Source organism: Streptomyces sp. NPDC047982 (assembly GCF_043204165.1).
Classification (GTDB): domain Bacteria; phylum Actinomycetota; class Actinomycetes; order Streptomycetales; family Streptomycetaceae; genus Streptomyces.
Map to the genome: position 1 here is coordinate 171,201 of NZ_JBIDBS010000010.1, position 18,572 is coordinate 189,772.

Annotated in this window: 14 protein-coding genes and 1 pseudogene; 4 read left to right on the forward strand and 11 right to left on the reverse strand. The window is 70.0% G+C overall.

Annotation, left to right across the window (positions count from 1 at the left end):
* Nucleotides 1-38: 38 nt before the first annotated feature.
* The 7 genes from ccsB to hemL form a co-directional block, all read right to left on the reverse strand.
* Nucleotides 39-1,133 carry a c-type cytochrome biogenesis protein CcsB gene (gene ccsB / locus ACGF2V_RS15305; RefSeq protein WP_362705981.1) on the reverse strand — a complete coding sequence of 365 codons (1,095 nt, stop codon included), beginning with the start codon at nucleotides 1,131-1,133 and terminating at the stop codon, nucleotides 39-41.
* Nucleotides 1,130-2,986 carry a cytochrome c biogenesis protein ResB gene (locus tag ACGF2V_RS15310; protein ID WP_362705978.1) on the reverse strand — a complete coding sequence of 619 codons (1,857 nt, stop codon included), beginning with the start codon at nucleotides 2,984-2,986 and terminating at the stop codon, nucleotides 1,130-1,132. The genes ccsB and ACGF2V_RS15310 overlap by 4 nt, the downstream gene beginning before the upstream one ends.
* Before the next feature lie 6 nt (nucleotides 2,987-2,992).
* Complete coding sequence (locus ACGF2V_RS15315; protein WP_389045879.1) at nucleotides 2,993-3,715, reverse strand: cytochrome c biogenesis CcdA family protein; 723 nt, start codon at nucleotides 3,713-3,715, stop codon at nucleotides 2,993-2,995.
* A 46-nt stretch (nucleotides 3,716-3,761) separates the two neighbouring features.
* Nucleotides 3,762-4,373, reverse strand: a complete 612-nt coding sequence (locus ACGF2V_RS15320; protein WP_362621679.1) for a TlpA disulfide reductase family protein — start codon at nucleotides 4,371-4,373, stop codon at nucleotides 3,762-3,764.
* 67 nt (nucleotides 4,374-4,440) lie between these two features.
* Complete coding sequence (locus ACGF2V_RS15325) at nucleotides 4,441-5,682, reverse strand: hypothetical protein (protein WP_362705976.1); 1,242 nt, start codon at nucleotides 5,680-5,682, stop codon at nucleotides 4,441-4,443.
* A 549-nt stretch (nucleotides 5,683-6,231) separates the two neighbouring features.
* Nucleotides 6,232-6,933: a histidine phosphatase family protein gene (locus tag ACGF2V_RS15330; RefSeq protein WP_362621682.1), complete on the reverse strand. Its 702-nt coding sequence runs from the start codon at nucleotides 6,931-6,933 to the stop codon at nucleotides 6,232-6,234.
* A complete protein-coding gene (gene hemL / locus ACGF2V_RS15335) occupies nucleotides 6,930-8,237 on the reverse strand; it encodes a glutamate-1-semialdehyde 2,1-aminomutase (protein ID WP_362621684.1) in 1,308 nt (435 codons plus the stop codon). Before hemL ends, ACGF2V_RS15330 begins: the two co-directional genes overlap by 4 nt.
* A 340-nt stretch (nucleotides 8,238-8,577) precedes the next feature.
* Between hemL and ACGF2V_RS15340 the strand changes: the two genes are divergently transcribed.
* Nucleotides 8,578-9,168, forward strand: coding sequence for a hypothetical protein (locus tag ACGF2V_RS15340; protein ID WP_362621685.1), 591 nt, complete (start codon nucleotides 8,578-8,580; stop codon nucleotides 9,166-9,168).
* A 210-nt stretch (nucleotides 9,169-9,378) separates the two neighbouring features.
* Here ACGF2V_RS15340 and ACGF2V_RS15345 read toward each other — a convergent pair whose 3' ends face one another.
* The 3 genes and pseudogenes from ACGF2V_RS15345 to ACGF2V_RS15355 form a co-directional block, all read right to left on the reverse strand.
* Entirely contained in the window at nucleotides 9,379-12,294 is a 2,916-nt protein-coding gene (locus tag ACGF2V_RS15345) for a hypothetical protein (protein ID WP_362705973.1), read from the reverse strand.
* A 268-nt stretch (nucleotides 12,295-12,562) separates the two neighbouring features.
* Nucleotides 12,563-13,324: a hypothetical protein gene (locus ACGF2V_RS15350; RefSeq protein WP_362621689.1), complete on the reverse strand. Its 762-nt coding sequence runs from the start codon at nucleotides 13,322-13,324 to the stop codon at nucleotides 12,563-12,565.
* Nucleotides 13,325-13,547: 223 nt separating this feature from the next.
* Nucleotides 13,548-14,300 (reverse strand): annotated as a pseudogene (locus tag ACGF2V_RS15355) (HAD family hydrolase); the annotation flags it as partial.
* 549 nt (nucleotides 14,301-14,849) lie between these two features.
* Here ACGF2V_RS15355 and ACGF2V_RS15360 point away from each other — a divergent pair.
* On the forward strand, nucleotides 14,850-15,866 hold the full coding sequence (locus ACGF2V_RS15360) for an Acg family FMN-binding oxidoreductase (RefSeq protein ID WP_362705971.1): 1,017 nt from the start codon (nucleotides 14,850-14,852) through the stop codon (nucleotides 15,864-15,866).
* A gap of 55 nt (nucleotides 15,867-15,921) precedes the next feature.
* The gene (locus tag ACGF2V_RS15365; RefSeq protein WP_362621695.1) at nucleotides 15,922-16,824 is read left to right on the forward strand and encodes a universal stress protein; all 903 of its coding nucleotides are present in this window, start codon (nucleotides 15,922-15,924) and stop codon (nucleotides 16,822-16,824) included.
* A 149-nt stretch (nucleotides 16,825-16,973) separates the two neighbouring features.
* On the opposite strand, the gene ACGF2V_RS15370 is transcribed toward ACGF2V_RS15365, so the two are convergent.
* A complete protein-coding gene (locus tag ACGF2V_RS15370; RefSeq protein ID WP_362621697.1) occupies nucleotides 16,974-17,249 on the reverse strand; it encodes a hypothetical protein in 276 nt (91 codons plus the stop codon).
* 56 nt (nucleotides 17,250-17,305) lie between these two features.
* On the opposite strand from ACGF2V_RS15370, the gene ACGF2V_RS15375 reads away from it, so the two are divergent.
* Nucleotides 17,306-18,556: a hypothetical protein gene (locus ACGF2V_RS15375; protein WP_362705968.1), complete on the forward strand. Its 1,251-nt coding sequence runs from the start codon at nucleotides 17,306-17,308 to the stop codon at nucleotides 18,554-18,556.
* Nucleotides 18,557-18,572 lie beyond the last annotated feature (16 nt).

An 18,572-nucleotide genomic window follows, 5' to 3' on the forward strand; every position in this document is an offset into this window, starting at 1 on the left:
CGGGGGCCGGTCCTCGGACGCCCGCGCGGGTGAGGTCGTCAGACGCCCGCGTAGGAGTGTTTGCCGTTGACGAAGATGTTCACGCCGTAGTAGTTGAACAGCCAGCAGCCGAAGGCGAGGAGCGCCAGGTAGGCGGCCTTGCGGCCCTTCCAGCCGACGGTGGCACGGGCGTGCAGGTAGCTCGCGTACGCGACCCAGGTGATGAAGGACCAGACCTCCTTGGGGTCCCAGCCCCAGTAGCGGCCCCACGCGTCACCGGCCCAGATGGCGCCCGCGATGATCGTGAACGTCCACAGCGGGAACACCGCGGCGTTGATGCGGTACGAGAACTTGTCGAGCGAACCGGCGGCGGGCAGCCGGGAGAGCACGGACCGGGCGAAGGCGCCCGGCTTCCCACCGGCCGCCAGCTTGGCCTCGTAGCTGTCGCGGAAGAGGTAGAGCACGGTGGCGACCGCGCCGATGTAGAAGACGGCACCGCAGAGGATGGCGGTGGAGACGTGGATCCACAGCCAGTACGAGTCCAGCGCGGGCACCAGCTGGTCGCTGGCGGTGTAGAGCAGGGTGGTCGCGACGCCGAGGTCCAGCAGGACGGTGGTGACCAGGAGCAGCCCCATCCAGCGGACGTTCTTCCCCAGCGCGAGGAGGACCAGGTACGTGCCGACCGCCACCGTGGAGAAGGTGATGGAGAACTCGTACATGTTGCCCCAGGGGGCGCGCTGCACGGACAGCGCGCGGGCGATGACGCCGCCCGCCTGGACGCAGAAGGCGACGATGGTCAGCGAGATCGCGATGCGCCCGTACAGGTCGCCCTTGAACGTGCCGCCGGCCGCGCCGGGGCCGTCCGGGACGTCCCGGGAGCCCGCGGCGGCGCGCGTGACGACCTTCGGGCGGTCGAGCACGGCGGTGCCGCCGCCCTTCTGGGCGACCCGCGTCCGGACCTCAGGACCGGCGGCCGCGGCCCCGGCACCCCCCTCGGTCAGGGCGGCGGCGGTACGGCCCACCTTGCTGCGGCTGCCGAACACCCATTCCGCGATGTGCGCGAAGAAGGCCAGGGTGTAGACGGCCATCGACGAATAGATCAGCACATTGCTGGTGTGCGCCAGGTTCTCGTTGGTTGCGGCGGCGAGATTCACTTCTCAGCCCCTTCGGCAGGTTCTTCGGAGGATTCTTCGACGGAGTCGGAGCCTGTGTCGCGGCCCGTGCCGGAGCCGGTGTCGCAGTCCGTGCCAGAGCCGGAGCCGGTGTCCGGGCCGGGCGCGTCGCCGTCGGAGCCGGTGTCCGGACCGTCGGCCGCCCCCTCGTCCGTGTCCGGGTCGGGCACGGCGGGCGCCTGGTCGTGCAGTGTCGCCGCGAGGTCGGCCAGTTCCTCGGGGAGCCTGGCGGACTCGCTGCGGCCGAGGCCGCCCATCTCGACGACGGTGACGCCGTCGGCGCCGCGCACGGCCCGCACCCAGACCCGTCGCCGCTGGATGAACAGCGAGGCGGCGAGCCCGACGATCGCGGCGGCCGCACCGCCGAGGGCCCAGCCGCTGGCGGGCTGCTCGGAGATCTGGAAGCTGGCCCACTCCTCGACGCCCACGAAGGTGATCGAGGCGGCGCCGTCGGGCAGCTTCATCGTGTCGCCGACCGCGAGGCGCTGCTTGAGGTCTCCGCCCTCGCCGTCCTTGAACGCCTTCATCTTGGTCTTGTCCAGCTGGTACACGTTCTGCGCCAGGCCGGAGTCGGTTCCGAGGTAGCCGTGGTAGGCGTTGAGGGCGAGCACGGGCATGTCCGCGGCCGGGAACTGGGAGAACATATTGCCCTTGCCGGCGCCCGCGAAGGTCGGCACGAAGAACGCCTGGAAGCCGAGCTGGGTCTTCTTGCCGCTCTTGTCCCGGTAGCCGTCCAGCACCTTGATCGCGCCGGTCGAGGTGATGTTGTTGTCCCTCGGCAGCAGCGGCACGGCGTTGCGGTAGACCTCCTTGCCGGAGGCGTCCTTGACGGAGACGACGGGTGCGTAGCCGTGCGCGTTCAGATAGACCTTGGTGCCGTCGACGTCGAGGGGCTCGTTGACCCTGATGACCTTCTTCTGCGGCTTGCCGTACGCGCCCTTCTCGTACGTCACATGGGCCTCGAAGGTCCGTGCCGTGCCCTTCTGCGGGCCGCTGCGCTCGTACGTGCCGACGAAGTCGTCGAGCTTGAAGCTGAACGGGGCCAGCCCGTCGTAGTCGAACAGCGAACCGGACTTGAAGTCGTCGTACTGGGTCAGTGTGTTGGAGAAGCCGTCGCCCTCGACGATCAGCTTGGCGCCCTCGGACTTGAAGAGCTGGCCATAGGCGAACGCCACCAGCATCACGATCAGGGAGACGTGGAAGACCAGGTTCCCCGCCTCGCGCAGGTATCCCTTCTCTGCGGCGACCGCGTCCCCCACCGTGTGGGCCCGGAAACGGCGCCCGCGCAGCGTGGCGAGCGCGGCCTCGCGGACCTGCTCGGGCTCGGCCTCGGTGCGCCAGATGGTGTACGCGGGCAGCCGGGTCAGGCGCTTGGGGGCGCCCGGGGGACGGCTGCGCAACTGGCCGATGAACTGGCCGGTGCGCGGCACGATGCAGCCGATGAGCGAGATGAACAGCAGGATGTAGATCGCGGAGAACCACACCGAGCTGTAGACGTCGAAGAACTGGAGCTTCTCGTAGATCGGCGTGAGGGTGGGGTGGGCCTCCTTGAAGGTCTGCACCTTCAGTTCGTCCACGCTGTTCTGCGGGATCAGCGAGCCGGGGACGGCGCCGAGCGACAGCAGGAAGAGCAGGATCAGCGCGACCCGCATGGAGGTGAGCTGCCGCCAGAACCAGCGGACCCAGCCGGCGACGCCCATGGCCGGCAGAGCGGCCGCGCTCTCCTCCCGGGGCGCGGTGGAGAGCTGGGAGCCGGCCGCGCCGAGTTCGCGGGCGCTCTGGTCCCGTCCTTCCTCCTCACGCTCGCCGGTCGTGTTGGTCTTGGTGTCGCTCATGGAACCTCAGATCCCCACCGTGAAGCCGTCGGACCACCCCTGCATCACCTGCATCAGGTCGGCCCACAGACCGGTCAGCAGGAGCAGACCGGTCACGATCATCATCGCGCCGCCGATTCGCATGACCCATGCGTAGTGGCGCTTGACCCAGCCGAACGCGCCGAGCGCCTTGCGGAAGGCGACCGCGGCGAGCACGAAGGGCACACCCAGTCCCAGGCAGTAAGCGACGGTCAGGATCGCTCCGCGCCCGGCGGTGCCCTGCTCCATCGCGAGGATGCTCACCGAGCTGAGGGTCGGGCCGAGACAGGGTGTCCAGCCGATCCCGAACAGGGCGCCCAGCAGGGGCGCACCTGCCAGTCCGCTCACCGGCCGCTTGTGGATGCGGAATTCACGCTGGGTCATCCAGGGCATCAGGCCCATGAAGAAGATCCCCATCAGGATCATCAGCACGCCGAGGACCTTGGAGAGGACCTCGCTGTGTTCCTGGAGGGTCTGGCCGAAGAAGCCGAAGAGCGCACCGCCGGAGACGAACACGGCGGTGAAGCCGAGCACGAACAGCGAGGCTCCCGCCACCATGCGGCCCCGCCTGGCCTGAGCCAGGTCGGTGCCGCTGACGCCGGTGACGTACGAGAGGTAGCCGGGCACGAGGGGCAGGACGCACGGCGAGAAGAACGAGACGAGCCCGCCGAGCATCGCGATGGGCAGGGCGACGATCAGCGCCCCGCTCATCACGGTCTCGTTCTGCCCGGGAAGCGCGGCAAGGGTGAGCACGGAGTCACTTCTCCGCGATCAGCGGGTCGATCATCTTGTGCAGACCCTCGGCATCGAGCGCGACCAGGGAACGAGCGGCGATCTTCCCGTCCCGGTCCAGGACCACGGTCGAGGGGATGGACTGCGGGCGCAGCGTGCCCTTGGGGAAGCGGAGCATCAGCTTGCCGGTCGGGTCGAAGAAGCTCGGGTACGGAACTCCGTAGTCCTTCTCGAAGCTCAGCGCGGGACCCTTCTGCGCGTCCCGCGTGTTGATCCCGACGAACTCGACGCCCTTGTCCTTCGTCTCCTTCGCCACTCGGGAGAAGTGCTGGGCCTCCAGGCGGCAGGGATTGCACCAGGAGCCCCATACGTTCAGCACGACGACTTTGCCCTTGAAGTCGGCGACGTCGAGCTGCTTGCCGTCGAGGGTCTCGCCGTCGAGCTTCGGGGCGGGCACACGGTCGGCCTTGGCCACGGTGGAGATACCACCACTGCCCGTGACGAAGTTCGTGCTGCCACCGCCGCCGACCTTTTCGTCGTTCCCGCCGCACGCGGTCAGCGTGAGCGCGAGTGCGACGGCCGCCGCGGGGACGGCGAGCAGCGTGAAGCGGCGTCGAGGTGCCCGGCCATAGCTCATGTGAAAAGTTTCGCATGGCGGTTCCGGCGATCTCGGGCACCCCCCTCGATGCCCGTAACGCCCCTTGTCAGGCTTTTTTAAAGAAGGCGTTCCAGCCGCCCTCGGGCGCCTGCCCGACACCCAGTGTGCGGAGCTTGTCGAGTACGGCGGGGGTCTGCACGTCGAGCCAGTCGACGAACTGCTTGAAGGAGACGAGCCGCACATCCGGCTTGTCGGCGATCTTCTTCAGCGTTTCCTCGACCGCGTCCATGTAGATGCCGCCGTTCCACTCCTCGAAGTGGTTGCCGATGTAGAACGGAGCGCGATTCGTCGTGTACGCGCGCTCAAATCCGGCGAGATACGCCCCGGTGGCCTGCTTGCGCCATCCCGGATAACGGGACGGCATCCCCTTGGTCGAATTGTGCGACTGGTTGGCGAGGATGTTGTAGTCCATCGAGAGGACCTCGAAGCTGTGCCCGGGGAAGGGCATAGCCTGCAGCGGAAGGTCCCAGACCCCCTGCCGCTTCTGCGGCCACACCTGCGTCCCGCCGGGGGAACTGGCGTCGTACCGCCAGCCCAGCTTCTTGGCCGTGGGCAGGAGGTTGTCCTGACCGAGCAGACAGGGAGTGCGGGCGCCGACCAGTTCCTTGCGGTAGTCGAAGGGCAGCGGATCGAGATCGGTCCAGCCGGTATGGGTGCGCCATTGGGTGACGAAGGAGATCGCCTGGTCGATTTCGCTCTGCCACTGGGCGGAGGTCCAGTTGGCGACCGATCCCGAACCGGCACAGAAGTGCCCGTTGAAATGGGTGCCGATCTCGTGTCCCTCGAACCACGCCTGACGGACGTACTTGATCGTCTCCTTGACGTGGTCATCGGTGAGATAACCGATGTCGGAGGCGCCGACCGGGTTGTTGGGCGGCCGGTACATGGAGCTCTTCGACTCGGGCAGCAGATAGAGGCCGGAGAGGAAGAAGGTCATCGCCGCGTCATGGTTCTTGGCGAGTTCCAGAAAACGCGGGAAGAGCCCGTTGCCGACCTCGCCCGCCCCGTCCCAGGAAAAGATCACGAACTGCGGCGGCGTCTGACCGGGTTCGAGCGGGACCGGCGCCGGGGGCTGGTGCGGTTGTTTGCCGGTGTCCGCGGTGGAACCGTCCCCGATCAGCCGGACGTCCTTCTTCGCGGGTCCGGACCCCCGGTTGCGCCCGTCGGTACCCTTCCCCTCCGTAGCCCCCGCTCGTTCCGGCCCGGATGAACTGCACCCCGCCAGACCGATGGCGGCCGCGGTCCCAAGCCCGGCTCCGAGCAAACCCCTTCGGCTGATCTCGCGCATACGTTCCCCATCTGCGGTCGTTTTACCTCAAGTCCATACAAACTGCCGAAGGCTTAGATGGCGGAAACAGCACGGGGGTTCCGCGATTTATCACAAAGTTCTTCGCGAGAACAGACCTCGAAGGCGATCGAGCGTATGACCTAAGGACTGTCCCGTGATCCGCGGTGGATCAGCGCACGGCGTCGGACGTGACGCACCCCAAGACGAAGGAGCATCCACATACCGAGCGCATGCGGATATTTCCTGACAACGCGCGAGGTGCCGCAGCCGTCGTCACGCGCCCGCCAGAGGATTACGGGACAGCCCTTGGTCGTGGGCGGGACCTGCCGCAGTCACGTGCGGATCGCCGAACGGAGCGGGGCACCCCGAGGGGCACGCACACGTGGTCGGACGGGACGGGGCACCCCGAGCGGCACACACGCATCGTCGAACGGGACGGGGCGGGTGCACACCATCGGTCCCGGCATCCGCCCCGCCGACGCCGCCCCGCCCACGCCGTCCCGTCCCCGCCGCCCGATTTCGTACCCGGACTCGCGCCCGGCCGCCGGCTCAGGCGCCGAACGCCTTCGTCTTCCCCTTCACGGGATTCGCCCCGGCCCGCAGGTGCGGCGGCACCAGGTCCCGCGCCGGCTCGCTGTACCCGACCGACACGATCTTGTCGCCCTGATATGTGAAGCTGGTGAGCGACGCGAGCGTGCACTGACGCTTGCGCGGGTCGTGCCACAGCCGCCGCCGCTCCACGAAACTCCGCACGATCCAGATGGGAAGCTGATGGCTGACGCACACCGCCTCGTGGCCGCGCGCCGCGTCCCGGGCCGCGTCCAGGGCGCGCATCATCCGTACGACCTGCTCGATGTACGGCTCGCCCCAGGACGGCCGGAACGGATTGGTCAGGTGCTTCCAGTTGTCCGGCTTGCGCAGCGCCCCGTCGCCGACACCGAAGGTCTTGCCCTCGAAGACGTTGGCCGCCTCGATGAGCCGCTCGTCCGTGGCGATCTCCAGACCGTGCGTCGCGGCGATCGGCGCGGCCGTCTCCTGGGCACGTTCCAGCGGGGAGGCGACGACATGGGTGATGTCGCGACCCTTCAGGTGCTCCGCGACCCGGTCGGCCATCTGCCGGCCCAGCTCGGAGAGGTGGTAGCCGGGACGGCGCCCGTAGAGCACGCCCTCCGGGTTGTGCACCTCGCCGTGCCGCATCAGGTGGACGACGGTGATGTCCTTGCGCCCCTCGCGGCTCGCGTTCTCGCTCATGCGGTGGCCTCCGATGCCGCGCGTGCGGCGGCGGGCAGGGCGGCGGCGATGCGCTCGACGGCCTGCGTGTCGTGGGCGGTGGAGACGAACCAGGACTCGAAGGCGGACGGCGGCAGGTAGACACCCTGCGACAGCAGCGAGTGGAAGAAGGCGGTGAAGCGGAAGGCTTCCTGCTGCTTCGCGTCCTCGTAGTTCCGCACCGGCCGGTCGGTGAAGAAGACGGAGAACATGTTGCTCGCGCACTGCACGGTGTGCGCCACGCCCTCCTTGGTGAGCGCCTCGCCCACCAGGCCGCGGATCTCCGCGGAGACCGCGTCCACCTTCGCGTACGCCGCGTCGTCGAGCAGCCGCAACTGGGCGAGCCCGGCGGCGGTGGCGATCGGGTTCCCGGAGAGGGTGCCCGCCTGGTAGACGGGACCGGCGGGGGCGAGGTACGCCATCACGTCCGCCCGGCCGCCGAAGGCCGCGGCCGGGAAACCGCCGCCCATCACCTTGCCGAAGGTCATCAGGTCGGGGCGCACCCCGTCGACCCCGAACCAGCCCGCCTTCGAGGTACGGAACCCGGTCATGACCTCGTCGGAGATGTAGAGGGCGCCGTCGGCGGCGCAGATCTCCTTGAGCCCGGCGTTGAAACCGTCCAGCGGCGGTACGACGCCCATGTTGCCCGGTGACGCCTCGGTGATCACACAGGCGATCTCGCCGGGATGCGCGGCGAACGCGGCCCGCACGGCGTCCAGGTCGTTGTACGGCAGCACGATCGTGTCGCCCGCCTGCGCGCCGGTGACCCCCGGGGTGTCCGGCAGCCCGAAGGTCGCGACCCCGGAACCGGCGGCGGCGAGGAGCGCGTCGACGTGACCGTGGTAGCAGCCCGCGAACTTCACCACCTTGGCGCGGCCGGTGAAGCCGCGGGCGAGACGGATCGCGGACATGGTCGCCTCGGTGCCGGACGACACCAGCCGCACCTGCTCCACGGGCTCGACCCGGGCCACGATCTCCTCGGCGAGCGCGACCTCGCCCTCGCCGGGGGTCCCGAACGAGGTGCCGCGCGCGACGGCCTCCTGCACCGCGGCGATCACCTCGGGGTGGGAATGACCGAGAATCATCGGCCCCCACGAGCACACGAGGTCCACGTACTCGCGGCCATCGGCATCGGTGAGGTACGGACCGGTACCGGACACCATGAAGCGGGGCGTACCGCCCACGGCCCGGAAGGCCCGCACGGGAGAGTTCACGCCGCCGGGCGTCACGAGGGACGCGCGGTCGAAGAGCGTCTGGGAAACGGGGGCTTGATATGAGTACGCCACTTTGGTCCTGATCTGCGATTCGAGGGTCGGAGGTGCGGGCCGGAAATCCCGGCCGCGGTGAGTGGGGAACGTGTTCTCCTCGTGTGAACGTGTTCTCCTCGTGTGAACGTGTTCTCCTCGTACGAACGTGTTCTTCTCGTGTGAGGGAAGGGCTCAGCCCCCTCGCGTCTGCGAGACTGGGGCCTGATGGGGGAAGCTCACACAAGCCATGGTGTCAGAGGCACGCACGGTCTCGCGGGACAGGTGTTTCACCGCACGCCCGCGGGGGAGGTCACTGACACGATGATCGGGTTGTACGGCGGGGGCCGTGTCTCCTCAGTAGTAGTCGGGTGGATGAGATATGCATCGCGGTGGCGGAGTGGGCGAGGGGACCGACGGCCTGGGCCCCGAGCCTGCCCGGCGGGGTCGGCACCGGCGTGACGGGGAGCGCCGCCGGAACGTGCGTCCCGGCGGTGCGGAGGGCAGCGGGGCCGGGAGCAGGAGTGGTGGCCGGGTGGGGGTGACGTACAAGTACTTCGGTGCCCCGGACGGGGCGACCGCGGCGCGCGTGCCCATTTCGATGCGCCCCGAGGAACTCGGCGGCGACGAACTGGGCATGGGCGGCATGTTCACCAAGATCAAGCCGGAGACGGTGGCGGCGATGGTCCTCACCGGCATCCAGGGCATACCCCTGCACCGGGTCCCCCCGCTGGAACTGGTCGTCCTCCACCCCGACTACGCGGTGGTCAAGCTCCCGATGACAGTCGTCGACCCGCTGCGCGGCGTCGGCGAGGAGTCGGTGGGCGCCGCGGCCTTCATCTGGTCCACGGTCCCCGACCGCGGCGGCCCGCGCGACGCGTTCAACGTCTACCGGCTGCTGCACGAGTGGCAGGACTTCAGCCACCGCCTCCACGACGCCGGGCACCAGGCGTACTGCCTGGTGTGGCCCTGACCCGGGGCTTCGTGTCCGAGGAGTACGGACGGCGCCCTCCGCAGCCTTCGGGGCCCGCCCGCCCGGACGTCGTCGAGACGGAATCGTCCGCCGTCCCCCAAGGGCTGCCCCGCCAGGGATTACGGGGCAGCCCTTGGGCGGCAGCGTCCCTCACCCGCCAGGCGGAGGACGCCCATGGAGCCGAGGAAGGACGAACGGGCCCCTCGTCGCTCACATCGACGTCCTCGCCCCGGTGACGAGGGCCTCGGCGACATCGGCGGCGAGGAGGAACGGCAGGTAGCGGTTGCCCGGTGATTTGTGGTCGCGGTAGCGGGCGAAGGGCAGGAGCGAGGCCAGCAGCGCCCACTGGTACTCCAGGTCCCCGAACGGCCAGTTCCTCTGCTCGCAGCCCTTGAGGATGGAGCGCAGCTTCGTGACGCAGACCATCACGCGCCGCACGTGCGGATCGGCGTCCTCGGGGATCGGCGCCTCCCACAGTGCCTCACCGTGCAGCGCCCTGCCGAACCAGGCCCTGATCTGGCCCAGTTGTTCCGGGTTCCAGGGGAAGGTCCGGGACCACAGGGCGGATTCGAGACGAGCGAAGTCCTTGCAGATATGGCCACGATGCGTGGTCTCGAAATCGATGATGTACAAGGCGGGCCGTCGGGCGTCGGGGCCGCTCGCCAGGACGTTCTCGCCGTGCAGGTCTCCGTGCGAGACGCAGGTGAGGTAGGACCTCGTGGCCAGCCCGTGCTGCCGGTCGTACAGGAGCCAGTCGAGGAGCGGGGCCGTTTCGTCGTCCGGCGCCTGGACCTCCGCGACGTGCGCCACCAACCACAGCGGGTTGGTCGTCCGCCGGTCGCGTTCCGTGATCAGCGGACTGTGGCCGAGGGCGGAGCCTTTCAGCAGCGGTTCCAGGTACCGGGGGCGCGCGGGCAGGCCGCCGGTGATGCCGAAGGTGTCCGCGACCTCGGGCAGGCGGAAGTGGGCAAGTTCGGACTCGGCGTCCTTCCCGGGGGCGTAGCTGGTCCGCTCGAAGCTGGCGGGGCGCAGGGCCGGGTACTCGCCGCGCAGGTCGCCGATGGTGCGGCTGGCGTTGCTCAGCCAGGGCCCGAGCCCCTTGAGGAAGAGCTCCTCGACGACGTTCCGGACCACGGTGTCGCCCCGCGGGCCGACGGGTTCGTCGTCGGCCCCGAGCTCCGCCGGGCGTCCGGCCGGCGGGGCGGGCTCGTCGTCGGCCTGGTCGACGCGCTTGCACAGCCAGTCGCGCAGCGTCGTCGGCTCCTCGCCGTCGCGGAAGACGTACGACGTGAGAATGCCCTGGTAGCGCCGGCCGTTGCTGCTGTTGGGGACGGTCGTGGTGCCGACGACGCACTTGCTCGAACGGTAGAAGGGGTGCAGCAGCTCGCCGAACTCGTCGAAGTTCTCCTTCTCGCGCCGCACCTTGACCGCTTCGTCGATCTTGAGCACTCCGACGGGACCGAAGTTGTTGAACGTCAGGAACGTCGGTACCGGCCGGTCCGAGAACAGCGCGCCCTGCACCACGGTGCCGTGCGAGCGGGGTGCGAGTTCGGCGACGACGCCCTGGAGCAGACGGTTGGGCAGCTGTACGAACTCGTCCTGGTCGCGCATCGACAACGAGCTCGACGCCGTCGCGGCGCCCGGCTCCCAGGCATTCTTGACGACGCGGACGGTGCGGGTCCTGGCGAGCATGTCCATCGCCTGCTGGTACCAGAAATCGCGGGGCCTTTCCTTCCCGTCCCTGTCGTCCCTTGCGTCCCGTTCACCGGCTGCCCCGGGCGCGCCACGGTAGAGCGCGTCCAGCATGCGTTCGAGCTGATCGGCCTTCCAGCCGGAGAGGATCAGCAGGATGAAGGCGACGCTGTTCCCGTACTCGCGCCTGTCCGCCCACTGATTGAGCAGATGTGTCGCCCAGTACTCGGGATGGATCCAGCGCATGGGGTCGTGGGACAGCAGCACCCGTTCGTGATAGCGGCTGCCGTCCGGGTCCACGGGATCGGGCCCGCCGATGTGGAGCTGGATGCCGACCGCGTGCCTCAGCCAGCCGTACACGTGGGGCACCCGCATCAGCTCGAAGACCTGGAGCTCACCGACCGCGAGCAGCGCGGCTCCTTCCGTGACGGCCAGGAGCAGCTCGCGCTGGTCGTTCCGGTACCGGTTCTCGATCTGGAAGACCTGGAGGTAGCCCAGTACGTCGGCGACGGTCTGGTGGTCGTTCGTCGGCAGGTGGCGCCGCAGACAGTGGTTCCAGAGCGCGCTCGTCAGCCACTGTGTCCGCAGCGTCCTCGGTTCGGCGGCGGTCATGCCCTTCGCGTACTGGATGGTCCCGCTCCGGGACACCCACCGGGCCTCCTTGGCGCGCTGGTGGAGGGCGGGAGCGTCCTCCAGCGGAACCGTCACATCGGCGAGGTGTTCCGCCAGTCCGCGAAGGTCCGCGTCCATGACGGAGGTCAGTCGCTCGGCGGCCGCCGGGGCGCTCCTCGTGAGCACCTCGGTGATCTGTGTGCGCAGGCGATCGATCAGGTCCTCGACGGGGGACTCCCCCTCCCCGCCCCTACGCCATTCGTCGAGCAGACGCTCCCAGTTCGGCGGCACGTCCAGTTCCGTCCCGTCCGCCGGCGCGCTCTCGCCGAGGGGACGCGGCAGCGGCGGAACGGCCGCCCTGGGAACGGGGACCGGGGCCGAGGGAGTCGGGGCCGGAGCCGCGGCCACGTACGGTGCCGACGGCCGGGCCTCGGACATGCCCGGGCCCGCACTCCGCTGGACCGGCGCCGCACCGAGCGCGTCGAGGTTCCTGCGACAGGTGTCGATCGAGCCGTCATAGGTCCCGGTGGGATTGTGGAACTCGTACAGACGCAGGGCCAGTTGGAGCAGCTTCCGGGCCCGCTCGGGGTCCTCTCGCAGGTAGTGCTTGAGCGCGAGGTCACGTGCGGCGTTGCCGATCTGGAAGACCGGTCCCACGAACCTTCCGGCGGCGATTTCCTCCTCGGCACGCTCCAGGCCGCCGCTCGCCTTGGGGAGGCGCTGCTCAAGCTCGGGATCGGTCAGGAGGGCATCGCGGAGGGCCGACTTGGTCACGGCGAGCGCGTCTTCGAACTCTTCGGGGGTCACAGTGGCAGAGGTCATCGGCACTCCTGTCCGGCAACGGGCTTTGCGTACTCTTCAGCGATCGGTCGTGCTCTTCCGGAGCAGCGGCTCGGCCGCGTCCGGTCGTCGGCGTACCGCGTTCTCGCGTGGCTTCCGAAGCCGGGGCAGGCGCAGGAACGCTAGACAGGAAACGGGAAACGGAAGCAGACGGGAAGGGGAGACGGAGGCAGACGGGCGAGAAGCGGAAAGGGATCGGCAGGGACGAGGCGGTGAGCGGAGCGTCCGGGCGGCGTCGTTCCGTGTTCCGTCAGGACACGGGCGTCATGTCCTCGCGCACCCGACGATCCCCCATGAGGAACGCGGACTGAGGAAGGACCACGTGCGCCTGAGCGCGCCCCCGGGCCATCTCGCTCCGGCTCGCGCCGATGACCAGGGGCTCGTCGGCGTCCGCCGCCAACGCCAGTACGGTCGTGCGCAGTTCGGCGGCCTCGGGCTTGTCGAGGACCAGGTCGTACACCTCGAAGAAGCGGATCTGCCGATATCCCTCGCCCGGCGCCTTCCGCGGGCCGTCGATGACCCTGCGCACGAGCCGGAAGCCGGCCTCGCGGGCGAGCGGGACGAGTTCGTCGTGGCCCACCTCGCCCAGCTCCTCGACGAGTTCACGGCGCAGACACTCCGTCGCCGCCTCACGGCCCTCGCCCCGTTGCAGCCATCGGGCGAATCCCAGGACCCGCAGGGCCGACAAGAAGCCCCGCAGGTCGTGCCGCATCTCGGCCCGGGCACGCCGTTCGGGTTCGAAACCGAGGCGTTCGAGCGCGGGTTTCGCCGATTCGTGATACTTGACCACACCGCCGGGCGGGCCGAACGTCCCCGGGCGGGTGACCGAGGCGAAGAGGACGTAGTGGTCCTCATCCTGCACACGCAGCAGCACGGCGACGGAGACGCGCGTACGGCTCCGCGGCGTGAGGAGGACACGGAGCAGGGTCACATGCCGTCTGTTCTGCCAGAGCAACCGGCCGATCGCCGTCAGCAGAGCCACGACGATGCCACCGACGACCTTCTCGATCACGCGAACGCCCCTCCATCATTCAGCGCGAGCCTCACCCTCGGCCCCTCAATGTACGTGCTTCCCCGGCGGCCCGGACCGCAGCACCCGCTTCTCCGGCGCCCTGTTCCGCCGCGCCCGCTCCCTCGATGTCCTGTTCCCCAGCACCCGCTCCCCCGGCGCCGTGTTCCGTGGCACCCGCTCCCCCGACATCCCGTTCCGCAACGCCTTCCCCGGCGGCGGCCGCTCCCGTGCTCAGCAGGTCACCGGGGTCGGACACCACGAGGTCGGCACCGTGACGGCGCAGCGCGGCGGCGCTGTCAGGGCCGCCGGTACGGTCCACGCCGACCACGAGTCCGAAACCGCCGCGCCGCCCGGCCTCGACGCCGGCCAGCGCGTCCTCCACCACCGCCGTCTGCCGGACCGGGACCCGCAGCCGCCGCGCCGCCTCCGTAAAGAGTGCCGGGTCGGGCTTTCCGGGCAGCCGCAGCCGGCCCGCCTCGTTCCCGTCGACCACGGCGGCGAACCGGTCGATGAGACCGGCCCTCGTCAACAGTTCGGTGGCGTGCCGGGACGCGGAGACGGCCGCGCAGGGTGTCCCCCGGTCACGCAGTGCGTCGAGGAGCCGGACCGTGCCGGGCCAGACGTCGACGTGTCCGGTGCGCAGCGCCCGTGTGAACAGTTCGTCCTTGCGGGCGGCGACCGCCCACACCGTCCCGGTGCCCGGTGGGTCGTCGGGATCGCCCTCCGGCAGGTCCAGCCCCCGTGACGCCAGGAACGCCGCCGCCCCGTCCCGCCGCGACCGGCCGTCGACGTGGCGAAGATAGTCGTCCACGGCGTCGAAGGGCCGCTGCCCCTCGACGTCCGAGAGGACGGCGTCGAACGCCTTCTTCCAGGCTGCGGCATGGCATCGGGCGGAGTCGGTGATCACTCCGTCGGTGTCGAGGACGACGGCCCGTACGGAGCGCAGAGGCAGCGTCAGGGACGGGGCTGCTGCCATAAGCGGACGTTCCCTTCATCGGTCCTTTGCTCAGTCCCTTGATCGGTGGCTTGACCAGTCCTTTGATTCGGTGGCTTGACCAGTCCTTTGATCGGTCGCTCGATGGGCCGCTTGATCGGTCGCCGGGTCAGCCCCTCCGGCTGCCGCCCCTTCGCAGGTGCCTGCGAAAGGGCCTTCGTCGGTCCGTTCGCCGGGGCTCCTCCCATGGCACCACGGTTCCGGCGCACGGGCAGCACGGGTCCGGGGGCGTTCCTCCGGTGCGGGCCCAGCACACCCCGGGGTCGTCCCAGCGAGTACGGGCCGACCGCGCGGGGCGCAAGATCGCCGCAGCGTGCACGGGGCCGCCCGAGGCGTGAGACCGCCCGGGACGTGGGAGAGTTCGTAGTGAGGACGGACAAAATGTCCATAACGGACTGGCGAAGCGCTCATTGCGGATGCGGGCGCAAGTCATCCGCCATCCGCCCCGCCGGGCACGGCACAACAAGCACCACATACCGACAGAACCGACCGAATCCCTCGACCGATCGTTCCGGATACCCGGGAGTCACGATGCCCAGGTCACTCGACGACGCGACGCTGACCGGCCTCGTCGCCGACGCCACCGCCGCCCCGTCCATGCACAACGCCCAGCCTTGGCGGTTCCGCTACACGCGCGCGGGCCATACGCTCACCCTCCTCGCGGACCTCGACCGCGCGCTGCCGGAGGAGGACCCGGCGACCCGTGCGCTGCACGTGGGCTGCGGCGCGGCCCTGCTCAACCTGCGGGTGTCCGCAGCCCACCACGGCCTGGAGGTGGTCACCGCGCTGCTGCCGGAACCGTCGGCACCCGCCGTACTGGCCTCCGTGCGACTCGGCGTCCGCACGGACGCCTGGCCGGCCGCCAGGGACGAAGCGCTCGTCGGCGACGAGACACTCGCCGCTCTCCACCCCGCGATCCGGGAGCGGCACACGAGCCGCTACCCGTTCGACGACGAACTGGTCCCGGAGGACGTCCGCGCGCTCCTGGTCGAGGCGGCCCGCGCCGAGGGCGCGGACTTCTCGTTCCTGGCCTCGCCGCATCTGGAGACCGTGCTCGGGCTGATCCGGGACGCCGAGGGGTACGCCCGCGGGGATCCCGGTCGGGAGGCGGAGCAGCACCGCTGGATCCGGGACACGAAGACCGAGGCTCCCGTCGACGGGATCCCGGACTACGCCTTCGGCCCCCGCGACGCCTCGGAGCAGGCGACCACCCGCGATTTCGCGGGAACCGGCGTACTGTCCGGCCGGTCACGTGTGCCGTTCGAGAAGCGGCCCCAGCTGGCCCTGCTGACCACGTCGAGCGACCACCCCGTCGATTGGCTGCGCGCCGGTCAGGCCCTGGAACGGGTCCTGCTCCTGGCCACGCTCCACGGCGTGTCCACGTCGTTCTCGACCCAGCCCATCGAGTGGCCGGACCTGCGCTGGATCCTGCGCGACCCGGTCTTCGGCTCGGGGCACGCACAGATGCTCGTCCGTCTGGGGTACGGCCCCACGGGGCCCCGAACGCCCCGACGCCCCACGGATCAGGTGCTGACGATCGAACCCTAGGACCGGCACGCCCTCGAACAGGCGGACGAGAAGCAAGGAAAGCAAGGTGGAAACGATGCGACGCCCCGTAGCCGTCGGAGTGGACGGATCGGAGGGCAGCCTCCGCGCCCTCGACTGGGCCGCGGCGGAAGCGGCACGCTCGGGGCTTCCCCTGCGCGTCCTCCACGCCTCGCTGTGGGAGCACTACGAAGGGGCGCACGCCGCCTCCGACCCCGAGCGCCCCGCCGACGAGAGCCTGGCCGAGCATCTCGTCGCCGAGGCCGGGGAACGCGCGCGGCGGCTCGGCCCCGAGGTGGACGTGGAGGCCGAGGTGCTGCCCGAGGACCCGGTGGTGGCCCTCGTCGCGGAGAGCCACGAGGCCGCCGTGGTGGTCGTCGGCTCCCGCGGCCGGGGCCGGATCGCCGAAATGCTGCTGGGGTCCGTCAGTCTGACGCTCGCCAACCGGTCCCACTGCCCGGTCGTGGTGGTGCCGGAGCGGGCACCGACCACACCACCGCGACCCGGTCGCGTCGTCGTCGGGATCAGCGACGCCGAGAAGCCGACAGCGGCTCTCTTCTTCGCGCTCGCCCAAGCGAGGGCCCGGCATGGCGAACTGGTCGCCGTACGGGCCTGGCGCAGCCCCGCGCATGAGGCCAGGAGCCATCCGCTGCTCGTCGGCTCCCCCACCGCCGCCCATCACCGGCAGGCCGAAGAACACCTCGAAGCCGTACTCGCGGAGCTGGACCCGACCGGCTCCTCGGATGTCACCGTCCGGAGGTCGGTGGTGCAAGGCCCGACGCACCAGAGGCTGCTGGAGGCCGCCGAGGGCGCGGAACTCCTGGTCGTCGGCGCGAGCCGGATCGGCAGGCGGCACGGACACCACACAGCGCACGCACAGCACCTCGGCCCGGTGAACCACGCGATGCTGCATTACGCGCCCTGCCCGGTCGCCGTCGTCCCGCACACGTACCGCGCCTGAGACCTCGCCCGCGCATTGGCCGAGCCGCGGTCTCACTCGGCCACGCCCCGATCGCACCTCGACCAAGCACCGATCACACCTTGGCCAAGCACCGATCACACCTTGACCAAGCCGTGACAGCCTTCGATCAAGCCTTACTCGAGCCTCGATCAGGGCGCGTCCGAGTCCTCCGCACCGGGCGTGGCGCCGGGCTCGGGGGTGTAGAGGGAGTCCGACCAGGGTGTGTACGCCGGTTCGGTGCTCGTGGGCATGGGTTCCGGTGGCGCGAAGGGCCCCGCCCGCTTCGCCATGAGAACCGTCATCACCGCGGTGACGAGTAGGGCGATCACGATCAGCGCACGCCCGACAGGATTTTGGTAGTTGTAGACGTAGCGGCTCGTTCCCCACGTGCTTCGTATGAAGACTGGCTCATCGTCACGGCTCACGGGCAGGATGCTACGTCGAACGCCTGGAGCGCACACATGAATGAACCGCAGGCGGCATGACCGCTGTCAGTGCTCAGTCGTACGGTTCTCCTCGCACCGACGCACTGGTGCGACCGACGCACCACAGCACCACCGCACGAGGGGAGGGCCACCCCGTGGCCGAAGTCGCCGTACGTCCCGTCATCACGCTGGCCGCGCCGCTGGACCGCCGCCGGGACGCAGCGGACACCCCGCGGCTCCTGCGTCGGCCCGGCAAGCGTCTGCTCGTCCAGCGAGGCGACGCCGAACTGGTCGTCGTCGATGCGGGCGCCATCGGCCCGGACACCGCCAGTCCGGACGCCGTCGGCTCGGACGCCGAGGGCGCCACCACGTTCCGCTTCCCCTCGCCCTGGCCCAGCCGCTACGGCGCCTACGCGGTGGCGCCGAGCGGCGATCTCGCGGTCTTCGCCGGAGTGCACGCGCTGCGCGCCATGGACCGAGCGGGCGAGGTGCGCTGGGAGATCCTGCACGGCTGCTGGGACAGCGACTGCCACACGCTCCACACCACGTACGAGGAGTACGCGTCGGACCATTCGCACGGGTACGCCGACAAGGGCTCCGCCGTGTTCTCGGCGGACGGGACCCTCGTGTGGGCCCACATACGGGGTCCCGTCGCAGCGGCCGGCCCCGATCCGGAGGCGTTGGACGAGTGGCTGGTCGTCGATGCCGCCGACGGCCGGGTGCTCGGCCGCGTCGCAGCGGAGACCGCGGCCGTGGGCTCGGGACACATCCCGCACCCCGACCCCACCCGTATGGGGCTGTGCGTAGGCGAGGGCCAGGACGGCGTACCGATGCTGTGGGGCCGGTGGGACGGGCAGCGGCTCTCGGTCGAGCGGTTCTGCGACGACGAGCGGATCCTGATGGCGGTGAGCCCCTCGGGCGACCGGTTCCTGACGGTCACCCACTACGAGGAGACGCTCGCCGTGCACCGGATCGAAGACGGTTCCGTGCTCTGCGAGCTCGACGCCCGGGACGGCGTCCCCCGCCACCCCGAGGCGGATCCCGATGACCTGGACGCCGACGAACTCCTCTGGGACTACACGGGTGGCTTCCTCGACGAGGAGACCGTCGTCGCGGGAACGTCGGAACGGGACGAGGAGCACGGCGAACCGCGCCACTGGCTGGTGAGCGCGGGCGCGACGGGGATGCGGGTGAGCGCGCGGATCACGTACCCCTTTCCGATATCCGGCGGTGCCACGGCTCTCGGCGACGGCACCTGGTACACGGTGTCGGAGGCCGGTGACGCCCTGCATGTGTGGAGCCGTTGACCGCGTCTCCCGCGCC

Coding starts and splice junctions, on each gene's coding strand:
- ACGF2V_RS15310 (WP_362705978.1), bottom strand. CDS start 2,986: ATGAGCGACACCAAGACCAACACGACCGGCGAGCGTGAGGAGGAAGGA.
- ACGF2V_RS15315 (WP_389045879.1), bottom strand. CDS start 3,715: ATGAGCGGGGCGCTGATCGTCGCCCTGCCCATCGCGATGCTCGGCGGG.
- ACGF2V_RS15320 (WP_362621679.1), bottom strand. CDS start 4,373: ATGAGCTATGGCCGGGCACCTCGACGCCGCTTCACGCTGCTCGCCGTC.
- ACGF2V_RS15325 (WP_362705976.1), bottom strand. CDS start 5,682: ATGCGCGAGATCAGCCGAAGGGGTTTGCTCGGAGCCGGGCTTGGGACC.
- ACGF2V_RS15330 (WP_362621682.1), bottom strand. CDS start 6,933: ATGAGCGAGAACGCGAGCCGCGAGGGGCGCAAGGACATCACCGTCGTC.
- ACGF2V_RS15340 (WP_362621685.1), top strand. CDS start 8,578: ATGCATCGCGGTGGCGGAGTGGGCGAGGGGACCGACGGCCTGGGCCCC.
- ACGF2V_RS15345 (WP_362705973.1), bottom strand. CDS start 12,294: ATGACCTCTGCCACTGTGACCCCCGAAGAGTTCGAAGACGCGCTCGCC.
- ACGF2V_RS15360 (WP_362705971.1), top strand. CDS start 14,850: ATGCCCAGGTCACTCGACGACGCGACGCTGACCGGCCTCGTCGCCGAC.
- ACGF2V_RS15365 (WP_362621695.1), top strand. CDS start 15,922: ATGCGACGCCCCGTAGCCGTCGGAGTGGACGGATCGGAGGGCAGCCTC.
- ACGF2V_RS15375 (WP_362705968.1), top strand. CDS start 17,306: ATGACCGCTGTCAGTGCTCAGTCGTACGGTTCTCCTCGCACCGACGCA.